This is a genomic window from Duganella sp. AC917 (assembly GCF_979258245.1).
Window position 1 is genome coordinate 546,502 of sequence record NZ_OZ409848.1, and the last position, 13,270, is coordinate 559,771.

Sequence of the window (13,270 nt, forward strand, 5' to 3'; positions counted from 1 at the left end):
TCAGGCGGCGCCGACGCGGGGCCGCCTTCATAGTATGAGGGGAACAATGCGTTATCACTTATTGAAACTGACCTTGGCCGCCGCCTGCGGCTGGTTGGCGCTGCTGGCGCCGGCGTCCGCACAACCGGCGCCCACCCTGAACCTGATGCCGGTGCCGGCGCAATGGCAAACCGCGCCCGGCGCGCTGCGTCTCGACCGCTCGTTCAGCATCGGCTTCGCCGCGCCCGCCACGCCGCGCCTGTATGCGGGCGCCACGCGCCTGTTGCGCCGGCTCGACGGCCGCGCGCAGCTGTTCTTCACCGAGGGTATGCCGGCGACCGGCGTCAAGCCGGGCGCCACGCTGCGGATCGAAGTCGGCCGCGTCGGTGCGCTCACCAGCGGCGAGGATGAGTCCTATACCTTGCGCGTCGATGATGCGGGCATCGTGCTGCGCGCCCCGACCGATCTCGGCGCTTTGCACGGCCTCGAAACGCTGCTGCAACTGATGACGAACGACGCCGACGGCTATTATTTCCCCCACATCGACATCCGCGACACGCCGCGTTTCGTCTGGCGCGGCCTGATGGTCGACGTGGCGCGCCACTTCATGCCGGTCGAGGTCATCACCCGCAACATCGACGCCATGGCGGCGGTCAAGATGAACGTGCTGCACTTGCACCTGACCGACAACCAGGGCTTCCGTATCGAGAGCAAAACGTTCCCGAAACTGCAGCAGTTCTCCAACGGTGAGTATTTCACCCACGCCGACATCCGCAAGATCGTCGCCTACGCGGCCGAGCGCGGCATCCGCGTGGTGCCGGAATTCGACGTGCCGACCCACGCCACCTCCTGGCTGGCCGGCTATCCGGAACTGGGCAGCCGACCCGGCGAACGCTATGTGCCGTGGACGGCGTTCGGCGTCGCCGATCCGGTGATGGACCCGACGCGCGACACCACCTACCGCTTCCTCGACCGCTTCTTTGCCGAGATCCTGCCGCTGTTCCCCGACGAATACGTGCATATCGGCGGCGACGAAAACCGTGACGGCAAGGATTGGCGCGAGAATCCGGCGATTCAGGCGTTCATGAGGAAAAACGGCATCGCCGATAATCACGCGTTGCAGGCGTATTTTAATCGGCGCCTGTTTAAGAGCACCGACCGGCAACAGCGGAAAATCATCGGATGGGAGGAAATCCTTAATCCGGGATTGCCATCGTCGGCGCTGGTGCAGATCTGGCTCGATAAAGCTTCCTTATTCAAAACCACGGGCATGGGATATTCCGCGCTGATGTCCAAAGGTTTTTATATCGATTTGATGCACCCGGTCGCGGAACATTATCTGGCCGATCCGGTCCTGCCGGAAGGGAAGGATCTGCCCGCCGACCAGTTGCGCCGCATCCTGGGCGGCGAAGCGACCATGTGGAGCGAAATGGTCAACGCGCAAAACGTCGATTCGCGCATCTGGCCCGTGACGGCCGCCATCGCCGAGCGCCTGTGGTCGCCCGCGCACGTGCGCGACCTGGACGATATGTACCGCCGTCTCGAGCTGACCAGCGTTCGTCTCGAGGAACTCGGGTTGACCCATCTGAGCAGCAGGGAAGTGATCGCCCGCAGCATGGCCGGCGGTGCTGGCGATCCGGCGCCGCTGCACGTGTTGCTCGACGTGGCGGCGCCGCTCAAGGGTCGCGGGCGCAACCAGAATCACGATGTGCATTTTGTCACCTCGCCGCTGTCCGGCTTTGCCGACGCCGCCAACCGCGACCCGCGCGACGCGCGTCGCTTCAACGAGTCCATGCGGCGTTATCTGGCCGATGGCGACGGCGCCGAGCGCGACCGCTTGCGATCCATGCTGGCGCTGTGGATCGCCAACGACGCCCGCATGCCGGCGCTGGTGCGCGCCTCGCCGCAGTTGAAGCCGGTGGCGGCGCTGTCACAACGGCTGAAGGCGCTTGCCGAGACCGCGCTGGCGCTGCTGGACGGCGGCACCGGACTCGACGCCGCCGGGCGCGAGGCCGCCAGCGCGGCCATCGCCGCCGCCAGGCTGCCGGCGGCCGGCACTGAGTTGCAGGTGGTGGACGCGGTGGCCCAATTGCTGGCAAGTCGTTCGCCAGTGGCGGGGCGCTAGTTTGCCGGCCGTGCGCGCCCCGGTGTTTGCGGCCCGGCCGCTATGGCGGCGGGCCGTCGTCGGATCAGCCCTGCGGGCGGTAGGCGATCGCTTCGATTTCGATCTTGGCGTCGACCATCAGCTTGGCTTGGGTGGTCGAGCGCGCAGGTTTGTTGTTCGGGAAGTATTCGGCATAGATGCGGTTGAACGACCAGAAGTCGCGCGGATCGTCGAGCCAGATCGTGCATTTGATGACGTCGTCGAGACCGCAGCCGCCGAGACTCAGCGCCTGCTTGACGTTCTCCATGGTGCGGCGTGTTTGCGCCTCGATGCCGCCGGGGACGATCTCGCCGTTGTCGCCCATCGCCACCTGGCCGGAGATATATACAAAGTCGCCGGCGCGTACGGCGGGCGAGAATGGCAGCGCCTGTCCGCCGGCGCCATTGCGTTCGTTACCCAGATATTCTGCAAATGCCATAGAAAGCTCCTTATCTAAAACGGTGAATGGAAATTTATTATATTTCATAATAAACGGCATTGGAATTAAATATCGGAAATTTATTCAGATATTAAATCCGGGTTTTGTTTCGCCTATATTTAATATCGGGTTTTATATAGAGCATGAATACATGAGATTAAATAAATGAGATTTTATTCATCCTGGCGGCGGTGGCTGGTCGCGTTGTTAATGCTGTCGATGATGGCAACCGTGCGCGCCGCTCCGGCGGGCGGCGCCGTCAACCTGGCGATGGTCGGCGAGCCGCAGACGCTCGACCCGATGGCGTCGACCGCCGACCTGGTCGGCGTCATCATGCAGCACGTCTACGAGCCGCTGTACACCTTCGACGCCGACTGGCGCATCGCGCCGATGCTGGCGACGTCGCTGCCGGAGATCTCCGCTGACGGCAAGCGGGTCACCATCACACTCAGGCAGGGCGTGCGCTTCCACAACGGCAAGGCGATGGAGGCGGACGACGTGGTTGCCTCGCTGCGCCGCTGGCTTGATATGACGCCGCGCGGCAAGACCACCAGCGCCGAGGTGCTGGCCGTCCGCGCGACCGGACCGTACCACGTGGAATTGCTGTTGCGCCAGCCTTACGCGCCGCTGCTGGCGCAACTGGCCTTGCCGACCGGCTTTGCCGCCATCATGCCCAAGGAAGTGATCGGCGTGCCGCTCAGGCAGTTCGTCGGCACCGGCCCGTATCGCTTCGCGCAGCGCAAGTCGGACCGCTACGTCGTGCTCAAGCGCTACGACGGCTACCAGGCGCGGGCCGAGCCGCCCAGTGGCTACGCCGGCCGGCGCCAGGCGCTGCTGGCCGAGCTGCGTTTCATTCCTGTGCCCAACGCCAATACGCGGGTGCTGGGCGCGTTGTCGGGGCAATACCATTTCGCCGATCTGCTGCCGGTCGAGGCCTATCCGCGCCTGGCGCGCGAGCCTGCGCTGCGCCCGCTGATCACCGCGCCGTTCGGCTTTCCTTACCTGGTGCTGAATGCCGGGCAGGGACCGCTGGCCAGCGTCGCCATGCGCCAGGCCGTCAACACCGCCCTCGACCTGCGCCAGGTGCTGGCCGCCGGTTTCGGCGACGCCCGCTTCTACAGCGCCGAGGCCAACCATTTCCCCCGGGGTTCGCCGTTCTATGCGACCGACGGTACCGGCGCCTATAGCCAGGCCGACCCGGCCAGGGCGCGCCAGCTGGCCGCGCGCGCAGGCTACCGGGGGCAGACGCTGAAGTTCATGACCAGCAAGCAGTACGAGTTCCACTATCGTATGGCGCTGGTGATGGCCGACCAGCTGCGCCGCGCCGGCTTCCAGGTCGACCTGCAAGTGGTCGAGTGGGCCAGTTTGATCGCGCGCCGCAACGACATGTCGCTGTGGGACATGTACCTGACCCATTCGGCCTTCCTGCCGGAACCGATGCTCAGTCCTCCGCAGCTGGGCGACGGCGCGCCGGGCGGCTGGCACGGCCCGGCCAAGGACGCCATCATCGGCCGCTTCGTGCGCGAGGCCGATCCGGCGGCCCGGGCCGCGCTGTGGGGCGGGGTGCAGTCGCTGCTGTACACCGAGCTGCCCTATATCAAGCTTGGCACCTTCAACAGCCTGACCGCCGCCAGCGCCAGCCTGGACGGCTACACGCCGGCGCCGTGGCCGTTCTTCTGGAATACCCGGCTTGCCGCGCCGGGCCGGCGATCCCAACCTCAGCACTAGGATTTAAGGTCATTATGACTCCCATGACGCGTTACTTATTGGGCCGCTTCGCCGGCATGCTGGTGGTGCTGTTCATCGTCGCCACCCTGGTCTTTTTCATCACCCGGCTGACACCCGGCGATCCGGCCGCCGTGATGCTGGGCGACCAGGCCACCCAGGCCGATATCGCCCGGCTGCACGCCGAGTACGGCCTCGACCGGCCGCTGCCGGTGCAGTTCGGCCTGTGGCTCGGCGAGCTCGCGCGCGGCAACCTCGGGCAATCGATCTTCCTGCAGATTCCGGTCACCGAGGCGCTTGCCGAGCGCGTCGAGCCGACCTTTTTCCTGACCCTGTTCGGCGTCGCGCTGGCCTGTCTGATCGGTATCCCGTGCGGCATCGTCTCGGCGGTGTGGCGCGGTCGCCTGGTCGACCAGGCCGCGACCGGTCTGGCGATGCTGGGCGCGAGCATTCCCAGCTTCTGGCTGGGGCTGATGCTGATCCAGCTGTTCGCCGTCAAGCTTGGCTGGCTGCCGGTGGCCGGTTACGGCGACCCGGATGCGGGCCTGGCCGAGCGGCTGCGCCACCTGCTGCTGCCGGCGCTGGTGCTGGGAACGCTCAATTCGGCGCTGATCATCCGCTTCACGCGCGCCTCGATGCTCGACGTGCTGTCGGACGACTACGTGCGCACGGCGCGCGCCAAGGGTGTGCGCGAAAGCGCGGTGATTTTGCGCCACGCGCTGCGCAACGCGCTGATTCCGGTGGTCACCGTGGTCGGACTGACCGCCGCGCTGATGATCGGCGGCGCCGTGATCACCGAAACCGTGTTCGGGCTGCCCGGCGTGGGCAACCTGGTGGTATCGGCGGTGCTGCGGCGCGATTATCCGGTGATCCAGGGCGCGCTGCTGGCCATCGCCGCCATCTACGTCTTGATCAACCTGGCGATCGACCTGCTGTACACGGTCATCGACCCGCGCGTGCGCTACTGAAGGAAACTGGATGCAAGCATTCATCTCCACTTTATTACGACGCCCGCTGGTGCGCTTCGGCGCCGTCACGCTGTGCGTGCTGACCGTGTTGGCGGCGGCCGTGCCGCTGCTGTCGCCGTACGCGCCGGACACGCTTAACATCGGCGCGCGGCTGCTGGCGCCGTCGGCAGCGCACTGGTTCGGCACCGACGAATTCGGCCGCGACGTGCTCACCCGCGTGCTGTTCGGCGGGCGCTATTCGCTGGCAGTGGGCGCGCTGGTGGTGGCCATCGCCGCCGTCTGCGGCGTGTTGATGGGACTGTGCGCCGGCTTCTTCGCGCGGCTCGACACGCCTATCATGCGCTTGGTCGACGCCCTCATGGCGCTGCCCGACATTCTGCTGGCGATCGCGCTGCTGGCCATCCTCGGCGCTTCGCTGATGAACGTGGTGCTGGCGCTGGCCATCGTCTACACGCCGCGCATGGCGCGCATCGTGCGCGCCTCGACCCTGGTGGTGCGCGAGCTGCTGTACGTGGAGGCGGCGCGCGCGCTGGGCGTGCCGACCTGGCGCATCCTGTTCGTCCACATCCTGGGCAACACGGTCTCGCCGATACTGGTGCAGGCCAGCTTCATTTTCGCCTACGCCATCCTGGCGGAGGCGGGGCTGTCCTTCCTGGGCCTGGGCGTACCGCCCGAGCTGCCAACCTGGGGCACGATGATCGCCTCGGGCCAGAATTATTCTGACCAGGCCATGTGGCTGGTGCTTTTCCCCGGCCTGGCCATCGTGCTGGCGGCGCTGTCGCTGCAAATGGTCGGCGACGGCCTGCGCGACATGCTCGACCCGCGTCTGCGCCAGAACCTTTGAACGAGGACTTTGATGAACCGTGCAACCCCGCTGCTTGAAGTCGAGCATTTACAGACCCACTTTTTCACCGCGCGCGGCACCGTCAAGTCGGTCGACGACGTGTCGTTCTCGCTGGCCGCCGGCGAGACGCTGGCGGTGGTCGGCGAATCCGGCTCCGGCAAGTCGGTCAGCAGCCTGTCGATCATGGGCCTGATTCCGCCGGACGCCGGACGCATCGTCGGCGGCAGCATCCGCTTCCGCCGGCGCGACGGCAGCGTGTGCGAACTGACGCGCATGACCCAGCGCGAGCTGCGCCAATTGCGCGGCAATGAGATCGCGATGGTGTTCCAGGACCCGATGAGTTGCCTCAATCCGGTGCTGACCATCGGCGACCAGCTGGCCGAGAGCATCCGCATACACCTCGGTAGCAGCCGCGCGGCCGCGCTGGCGCACGCGCAGCGCATGCTGGAGATGGTCGAGATCCCGGCGGCGGCGCGCCGCCTCGGCGAATATCCGCACCAGCTATCGGGCGGCATGCGCCAGCGGGTGATGATCGCGCTGGCGCTGTCGTGCCAGCCGTCGCTGCTGATCGCCGACGAACCGACCACCGCGCTCGACGTTACCGTGCAGGCGCAGATCCTGGCGTTGCTGCAGCGGCTCCAGCGCGAGACCGGCACCGGCATCCTGTTCATTACCCACAACCTGGGCGTGGTGGCGGAGATCGCCGACCGCGTGGCGGTGATGTACAGCGGCCGCGTGGTGGAGCAGGGCGATGTGATGCAGCTGTTCGCCCAGCCGCGCCACCCTTACACGCGCGGCCTGCTGGCCTGCCTGCCGGGCCAGCACCACGGCCGTGGTGCGGCGCGCGTGGCCGGCGAGCGGCCGCGCCTGTCCGCGATTCCCGGCCAGGTGGCCAGTCCGCTGGCGCCGCCGCCCGGTTGCGCTTTCGAACCGCGTTGCGCGCTGGCGCAGCCGGCCTGCCGCGTGGCGGTGCCGGAACTGGCCGATTTCGGCGCGGGCCAGAGCGCCCGCTGCATACTCGGGAGCCCACAATGAAACACGATTTATCCAGTGCCGCTGCGGTTCCGCGGCAACCGCTATTGGAAGTGACTGAGCTGCGCAAGTACTTTCCCGGCCAGCGCCGCGACGCGCCCGTGCGCGCCGTCGACGGCGTCAGTTTCACGGTCATGCCGGGCGAGGTGGTCGGCCTGGTCGGCGAATCGGGCTCCGGCAAGAGCACCATCGGTCGCAACCTGCTGCGCTTGCAGCAGGGGTGCCAGGGTAGCGTGCGCTATCACGGCGAAGAGCTGTTGCAGGCATCGCCCGCGCGCATGCGCGCATTGCGGCGCGAGCTGCAAATCGTTTTCCAGGATCCCTACGCCAGCCTCAATCCGCGCATGCGTATCGGCCAGTTGATCGGCGAGGCGCTGGATACCCACGGCCTGCACCGGGGCGCGTTGCGGCAACCGCGCATCGAACAACTGCTGGAACTGGTGGGGCTGCGGCCGGAGCACGCCGCGCGCTACCCGCATGAATTCTCCGGCGGCCAGCGCCAGCGGGTCGGCATCGCCCGCGCGCTGGCGGTCGAGCCGCGCTTCATCGTCGCCGACGAGCCGGTGTCCGCCCTCGACGTATCGATCCAGGCCCAGGTCATCAATCTGCTGCTGGACCTGAAGGCGAGCCTGAATCTGTCGATGCTGTTTATCTCGCACGATCTCGACGTCGTCGAGTACCTGTGCGACAAGGTGGTGGTGCTCTACCTCGGCAAGGTGATGGAAATCGCCCCCGCCGCCGAACTGTTTGCCGCTCCGGCCCATCCCTACACCGAGGCGCTGCTGGCGGCGGCGCCGCGCCCCGATCCGCGCGTGCGCGCGCAGCTCAAGCAACGTCGCCTGCTGACCGGCGACTTGCCCAGTCCCGCCGATCCGCCGTCAGGCTGCGTGTTCCGCACCCGGTGTCCGTACGCGGCGCCGGCGTGCGCGGACAGCGTTCCGGTACTGACCGAAACCACCCCGGGACGCTGGCGCGCCTGCCTGCGCGACGAGGTGCCCGAGGGTGCCCTGGCCGCGCAGCATACCGGCGCCCGCGCCGACACTCTTTCACTTGCATAGGAAACCGCATGCTCGAACTTACCCATATCGAATCGACAGTGCTCGATGGCCGCCTCAAAGGCTATCCTTACGAAGCGACGCCGTGCCGCATCGCCGACATCGGCGCACGCGGCTGGAACGCGCTGCGCGGCGATCTGCCGTATCCGCTGGCGCTGCTCAAGCACGACGCGCTCGAGCACAACCTGCGCTGGATGGCGGATTTCACCGCCGCCGCCGGCGTGCTGCTGGCGCCGCACGGCAAGACCAGCATGGCGCCGCAGCTGTTCGAGCGCCAGCTGCAGGCCGGCGCCTGGGGTCTGACCCTGGCCACCATGCAGCAGGTAAGCCTGTGCGTGGGCCTTGGCCTGCGGCGCGTGATCCTGGCCAATCAGCTGATCGCGGAAATCGACATCGCCCACGCCGCCACGCTGCTCGAACGCCATCCGGATCTTGAGCTCTATAGTCTGGTCGATTCGCTGGCGCAACTGGCCATCATCGAACGGGTGGGCGCGCGCCGGCCGTTCGCCCGGCCGCTGCCCCTGTTGGTCGAGGTGGGCGTGGCGGGCGGCCGGACCGGCTGCCGTGGCGGCGCCGAGGCGCTGGCCTTGGCCCGGGCCGTTGCAGCCAGCGGCAGCGTCGAACTGGCCGGCGTCGAGTGTTACGAAGGCTTGCAGGTGACCGGCGACAGCGCCGCCGACAGCGCGCTGGTGGCCGCGCTGATGGCCGACGTCCAGCAAGTGGCGCGCGAGTGCGATGCCGCCGGGCTGTTCTCCACACCGCACATTATCCTGTCGGCCGGCGGCTCCGCAGTGTTCGACCTGGTGGCGCGCGGCCTGCCGATGCACTTGTCCAAGCCGGTGCAAACGATACTGCGCAGCGGCTGCTATCTGAGCCATGATTCGGGCTTCTACGACCGTTTCGCGCGGCTGGTGGTCGAGCGCAGCGGCGGGGTGTGGCAGCAGCGCCCGCGCCTGCAAGCGGCGCTGGAGGTGTGGGCCCAGGTGCAGGCCCGGCCCGAGCCGGGGCGCGCCATCCTGGCGGTCGGCAAACGCGACGCCTCGTTTGACATCGACTGGCCGATGCCGTTTGCGCGTGTGGCCGGCGGCGTGCGCAGTGCGCTGGGCGACAACTGGCGCATCACCAAAATGAACGACCAGCACGCGTATCTGAGTTACCCGCCGGATCAACCGCTCGTCGTTGGCGATCTGGTAGGCTGCGGCATCTCGCATCCTTGCACCACGTTCGATAAATGGCGCTGGCTGCCGGTGGTGGACGATCGGTACGACGTTACCGGCGCGATTTTGACCCACTTTTGAGTTGACCGACAGATGAGCGACACGATCGATACTAATGTCTCCCGAAGCGCGAACGCGCCCGATGCGGACGCCGGCGCGGTGCTGCTGCGCGGCGGCAGCGTGATCGACGGCAGCGGCGCGTCCGCCTACGTGGCCGATGTGCTCATCGAGCACGGTCGCATCGCCGCCATCGGACCGGCACTGGCCGTCCCTGCGGGCGCGCTTGTGCTCGAGGTGGGCGGCCTGGTGGTATGCCCCGGCTTCATCGACGTCCACACCCACGACGACAATATCGTGCTGCTGGCGCCGGAGATGCGGCCCAAGATCAGCCAGGGCGTCACCACCGTGGTGGTCGGCAACTGCGGCATCAGCCTGGCGCCGCTGCTGCCGGTGGCGCCGGTGCCGCCGCCGCTCAACCTGTTGGGTGGCAGCGACGGCTTCCGTTACGGCGAGTTGGCCGCGTACGCCGACGCCGTCGACGCGGCGCGGCCGGCGGTCAACGTGGCGGCGCTGGTCGGCCATACCAGTCTGCGGGTCGCGCATGTGGCGGACCTGCTGCGCAAGGCCACGCCGGCGGAGCTGGCCGCGATGGAGCACAGCCTGGCCCTGGCGATGGCGCAGGGTGCGATCGGCATGAGCAGCGGCGTGTTCTACGCGCCGGCCGCCGCCGCCGATATCGGGGAAGTGGCGGCGCTGGCCAGGGTTGCCGCCGCCGGGGGCGGGGTCTACGCGACCCACATCCGCGACGAATTTTCCGCCATCCTCGATTCGATGCGCGAGGCGATGGACGCGGCGCGATCGGCGCGCGCGCCGCTGATCCTGTCGCACCACAAGTGCGCCGGGCCGCACAACTGGGGCCGCACCACGGAGACGCTGGCGCTGATCGACCGCGCGGCGCGCGAACAGTCCATCGGGCTCGATGTCTATCCCTACGTGGCCGGATCGACCGTGCTGCGCACCGATCTGGTGGACGGCGTGATCGAGATCCTGGTGACGTGGTCGGAGCCGTATCCTGAATTGGCGGGTCGCTCGCTGGCATCCATCGCCGCCGACTGGGGCTGCAGCCAGCAGGAGGCCTGCGACCGGTTGCAGCCGGGCGGCGCCTGCTACTTCCAGATGGACGAGGAAGACGTCCAGCGTGTGCTCCGGCATCCGCAGTCCATGATAGGATCGGACGGTTTGCCGCACGACCGCCATCCGCACCCGCGCCTGTGGGGGACTTTTCCCCGTGTGCTTGGGCGCTATTGCCGCGAGTTGAAGCTGTTCGGGCTGGAGACGGCCGTGCACAAGATGACCGGCATGTCGGCCGGGCGTTTCGGCCTGCGTGCGCGCGGGTTGGTGCGTGTCGGCTACCATGCGGACTTGGTGGTGTTCGATCCGGCGACCGTGGCCGATCGCGCCACGTTCGCGGCGCCGTCCGAGATCAGCGCCGGCATCGAGCATGTGTATGTCAACGGCGTACCGTCGTACCGAGCGGGCAGTTGGCAGGGCGGTCGCGGCGGCCGTTTTCTGCGCCACGGCGGTTGACCGAATTTGATATTGATAACAGGAGTAAGCCTTGGAGAAGCAATATGACATCGTCGCGCTGGGCGAGGCGATGGTCGAATTCAACCAGACCCGCGCCGGGCAGCCGGAGTACCGCCAGGGCTTTGGCGGCGACACCTCGAATGTGGTCATCGCGGCCAGCCGCCAGGGCGCCCGCGCGGCTTATCTGAGCCGCGTCGGCGACGACCAGTTCGGCGACATGCTGCTCGCGCTGTGGCGGGGCGAGGGCGTCGATTGCGGTGCCGTGGCCCGCGATGCCGGCGCGCCGACCGGCCTGTATTTCGTCTACCACGGACCCGCCGGCCACGCGTTCAGCTATCGGCGCGCCGGATCTGCAGCCAGTGGCATGCGACCCGATAACACCGATCTGGATGTGGTGCGCGCGGCACGCTGGCTGCACGTGTCGGGTATCTCGCAGGCGATATCGGCCGGCGCCTGCGACACCGTGTTCGCCGCCATCGACGCCGCGCGCCGCGCCGGCGTCCAGGTCAGCTACGATCCCAATTTGCGGCTGTCGTTATGGCCGTTGGCGCGCGCAGGCGCGGTGATCCGCGCGAGCATCGCCCTGACCGATCTGTTTTTGCCCAGCCTGGACGAAGGGGTGGCGCTGGCCGGCAGCGGCGATGTCGGCGCGATATTTTCCTGGTGCCGTGCGCAGGGCGCGCGCACCGTGGTGCTCAAGTGCGGCGCCGCCGGCGCCTGGTACGCGGCGCCGGGCGAGGAGCCGCAGTTGGCGGCGGCCATCGCCGTCAATGCGGTCGACGCCACCGGCGCCGGCGACTGTTTTGACGGCAGCCTGCTGGCGCGCCTGGCGGCCGGCGATACGCTGGCCGACGCGGTCCGCTATGCCAATGCCAGCGCGGCCTTGTCCACCTTGGGCCACGGTGCGGTGGCGCCGGTGCCGCGCGCCGCGCAAGTACGCGACTTCCTGCTGAGCGGCACGGGCTAATCCGGCCAGGCCAGCATCGCCTCCAGCCGCTGTCGGTGGCGCTGGTCGATCGGGGTCGGCGCCACCGGCGCGGTTGCGGCGCGTTGCAGCTCCTCGATCAGGCGTGCCGCGACGATGGCGTCTTCTCCCGGATGCAGGTTGCACGGATCGAGGTGGAAGCTGCCGTGTTCAAGTTCGTGATCGCGCACGATCACCGGCCGCGCGCCGTGCGCCAGCGCGTCGGCCAGGTCCCACGCGGTGATGCCCGCTCGCGCCGGCGTGACGGTCACGCGCAGCCGGGAGAGTGGATTGCCGGTGGGATCGGCCTCGATGATGGCTGCGACGCCGGCGCGTCCCTCCAGTGCGCTTCGCCACAGTTCGAGACTGGCCGTTTCGCGCGCCCGCACGGCGGCGTGATCGCGCGTGCGCCATGCCTGCAACGCGGCGATGGTGGCCATCACGCCTTCTTTGCCAACCTTCATGCCGCGGCCGATGCCGTGGTTTTGCAGATACGCCGCCCGCACCAGTTGCTTGTCGCCGGCGACGATGCCGGCCGTCAGACCGCCGAGGAATTTGTGCGCCGAGTACAGCGCCAGATCCGCGCCGGCGGCCAGGAACGCTTTGAGGTCGTATTCCGACGCGGCGTCGACGATCACCGGCACGCCGGCGGCGTGGCAGACGCGCGCGAACTCGCCAAGCGCCAGCGTGCCGGCCTGCTGCGCATGGTGCGACACCACGTATACCGCGCAGGCGGTGCGTGGCGTGATTGCCGCCGCTGTCGACGCGGCCAGTTCCGTCGCCGTGACGCCCGGGGCGATGGTCGTCAACGTGGCGCCCGAGAGCGTGATCGCCTGCGACAGCGGCGCGCCGTAGTCGACCAGATGGCCGGACTGGATCAACACCTCATTTTTAAGCTCGCGCGTATCGGGCAGTTGGCCGATGCGCGCCAGATCGGCGCCGGTCATGCTGGCGGCCACCGCCAGGGTGATGGCGGCCGAACAGGAGGCGGTGACGAAGCCGGCCTGCGCGCCGCAGGCCTCGGCGATGGCGCCGCTGGCCAGCTTTTGCAGCGCGCCCATGTCGACGAACTGCGGCAGGATCGCTGCCGCGGCGGCGATGGCTTCCGGCACGGCGATGCAGGCGCCCAGCGGCGTCATGGTGCCGGAGACGTTGATAATTTCGCGCAGGCCTAGGCTGCTGCGAATGGACGGGCCGCTCATGTCGGGTGATCTTCCTCGGAAAACGCTGTTGTCGCTGTCGCTGGCCGTTGGCCGGCCGATCACGATTGTAGGGCCAACTCCGCCAGAGTCAAAGAACTGAATCGCGCCGAAGCAA

11 protein-coding genes are annotated in these 13,270 nt (G+C 67.9%); 9 read left to right on the forward strand and 2 right to left on the reverse strand.

What is annotated here, in order from left to right; all coding sequences use genetic code 11:
- The first annotated feature begins 46 nt into the window (after positions 1-46).
- Positions 47-2,104: a beta-N-acetylhexosaminidase gene (locus tag ACZ0BA_RS02440; RefSeq protein WP_463449769.1), complete on the forward strand. Its 2,058-nt coding sequence runs from the start codon at positions 47-49 to the stop codon at positions 2,102-2,104.
- A 64-nt stretch (positions 2,105-2,168) separates the two neighbouring features.
- Here ACZ0BA_RS02440 and ACZ0BA_RS02445 read toward each other — a convergent pair whose 3' ends face one another.
- Entirely contained in the window at positions 2,169-2,561 is a 393-nt protein-coding gene (locus ACZ0BA_RS02445; RefSeq protein WP_463449770.1) for a RidA family protein, read from the reverse strand.
- Between the two features lie 165 nt (positions 2,562-2,726).
- Here ACZ0BA_RS02445 and ACZ0BA_RS02450 point away from each other — a divergent pair, with 165 nt between their 5' ends.
- Genes ACZ0BA_RS02450 through ACZ0BA_RS02485 form a run of 8 tightly spaced genes read left to right on the forward strand, consistent with a single transcriptional unit; the run spans position 2,727 to position 11,956 of the window.
- Positions 2,727-4,289, forward strand: coding sequence for an ABC transporter substrate-binding protein (locus tag ACZ0BA_RS02450; protein ID WP_463449771.1), 1,563 nt, complete (start codon positions 2,727-2,729; stop codon positions 4,287-4,289).
- A gap of 23 nt (positions 4,290-4,312) precedes the next feature.
- Positions 4,313-5,254 (forward strand): ABC transporter permease, encoded by a 942-nt coding sequence (locus tag ACZ0BA_RS02455; protein ID WP_463449772.1) that lies wholly within the window; start codon positions 4,313-4,315, stop codon positions 5,252-5,254.
- A gap of 10 nt (positions 5,255-5,264) precedes the next feature.
- A complete protein-coding gene (locus tag ACZ0BA_RS02460) occupies positions 5,265-6,098 on the forward strand; it encodes an ABC transporter permease (RefSeq protein WP_463449773.1) in 834 nt (277 codons plus the stop codon).
- A 12-nt stretch (positions 6,099-6,110) separates the two neighbouring features.
- Positions 6,111-7,133, forward strand: a complete 1,023-nt coding sequence (locus ACZ0BA_RS02465; RefSeq protein ID WP_463449774.1) for an ABC transporter ATP-binding protein — start codon at positions 6,111-6,113, stop codon at positions 7,131-7,133.
- Positions 7,130-8,188, forward strand: coding sequence for an ABC transporter ATP-binding protein (locus ACZ0BA_RS02470; RefSeq protein WP_463449775.1), 1,059 nt, complete (start codon positions 7,130-7,132; stop codon positions 8,186-8,188). The genes ACZ0BA_RS02465 and ACZ0BA_RS02470 overlap by 4 nt, the downstream gene beginning before the upstream one ends.
- A gap of 8 nt (positions 8,189-8,196) precedes the next feature.
- The gene (locus ACZ0BA_RS02475) at positions 8,197-9,483 is read left to right on the forward strand and encodes an alanine racemase (RefSeq protein WP_463449776.1); all 1,287 of its coding nucleotides are present in this window, start codon (positions 8,197-8,199) and stop codon (positions 9,481-9,483) included.
- A gap of 12 nt (positions 9,484-9,495) precedes the next feature.
- Positions 9,496-10,989 carry an N-acyl-D-amino-acid deacylase family protein gene (locus ACZ0BA_RS02480; RefSeq protein WP_463449777.1) on the forward strand — a complete coding sequence of 498 codons (1,494 nt, stop codon included), beginning with the start codon at positions 9,496-9,498 and terminating at the stop codon, positions 10,987-10,989.
- A 31-nt stretch (positions 10,990-11,020) separates the two neighbouring features.
- Positions 11,021-11,956, forward strand: coding sequence for a sugar kinase (locus ACZ0BA_RS02485; RefSeq protein WP_463449778.1), 936 nt, complete (start codon positions 11,021-11,023; stop codon positions 11,954-11,956).
- On the opposite strand, the gene ACZ0BA_RS02490 is transcribed toward ACZ0BA_RS02485, so the two are convergent.
- On the reverse strand, positions 11,953-13,155 hold the full coding sequence (locus ACZ0BA_RS02490; RefSeq protein ID WP_463449779.1) for an aminotransferase class V-fold PLP-dependent enzyme: 1,203 nt from the start codon (positions 13,153-13,155) through the stop codon (positions 11,953-11,955). The genes ACZ0BA_RS02485 and ACZ0BA_RS02490 overlap by 4 nt on opposite strands.
- Between the last annotated feature and the right edge of the window lie 115 nt (positions 13,156-13,270).

Bases quoted from the DNA above. Each gene is read 5' to 3' on its own strand.
- ACZ0BA_RS02450 (WP_463449771.1), top strand. From the start codon at position 2,727: ATGAGATTTTATTCATCCTGGCGGCGGTGGCTGGTCGCGTTGTTAATG.
- ACZ0BA_RS02455 (WP_463449772.1), top strand. From the start codon at position 4,313: ATGACGCGTTACTTATTGGGCCGCTTCGCCGGCATGCTGGTGGTGCTG.
- ACZ0BA_RS02465 (WP_463449774.1), top strand. From the start codon at position 6,111: ATGAACCGTGCAACCCCGCTGCTTGAAGTCGAGCATTTACAGACCCAC.
- ACZ0BA_RS02460 (WP_463449773.1), top strand. From the start codon at position 5,265: ATGCAAGCATTCATCTCCACTTTATTACGACGCCCGCTGGTGCGCTTC.
- ACZ0BA_RS02445 (WP_463449770.1), bottom strand. From the start codon at position 2,561: ATGGCATTTGCAGAATATCTGGGTAACGAACGCAATGGCGCCGGCGGA.
- ACZ0BA_RS02480 (WP_463449777.1), top strand. From the start codon at position 9,496: ATGAGCGACACGATCGATACTAATGTCTCCCGAAGCGCGAACGCGCCC.
- ACZ0BA_RS02440 (WP_463449769.1), top strand. From the start codon at position 47: ATGCGTTATCACTTATTGAAACTGACCTTGGCCGCCGCCTGCGGCTGG.
- ACZ0BA_RS02490 (WP_463449779.1), bottom strand. From the start codon at position 13,155: ATGAGCGGCCCGTCCATTCGCAGCAGCCTAGGCCTGCGCGAAATTATC.
- ACZ0BA_RS02470 (WP_463449775.1), top strand. From the start codon at position 7,130: ATGAAACACGATTTATCCAGTGCCGCTGCGGTTCCGCGGCAACCGCTA.
- ACZ0BA_RS02475 (WP_463449776.1), top strand. From the start codon at position 8,197: ATGCTCGAACTTACCCATATCGAATCGACAGTGCTCGATGGCCGCCTC.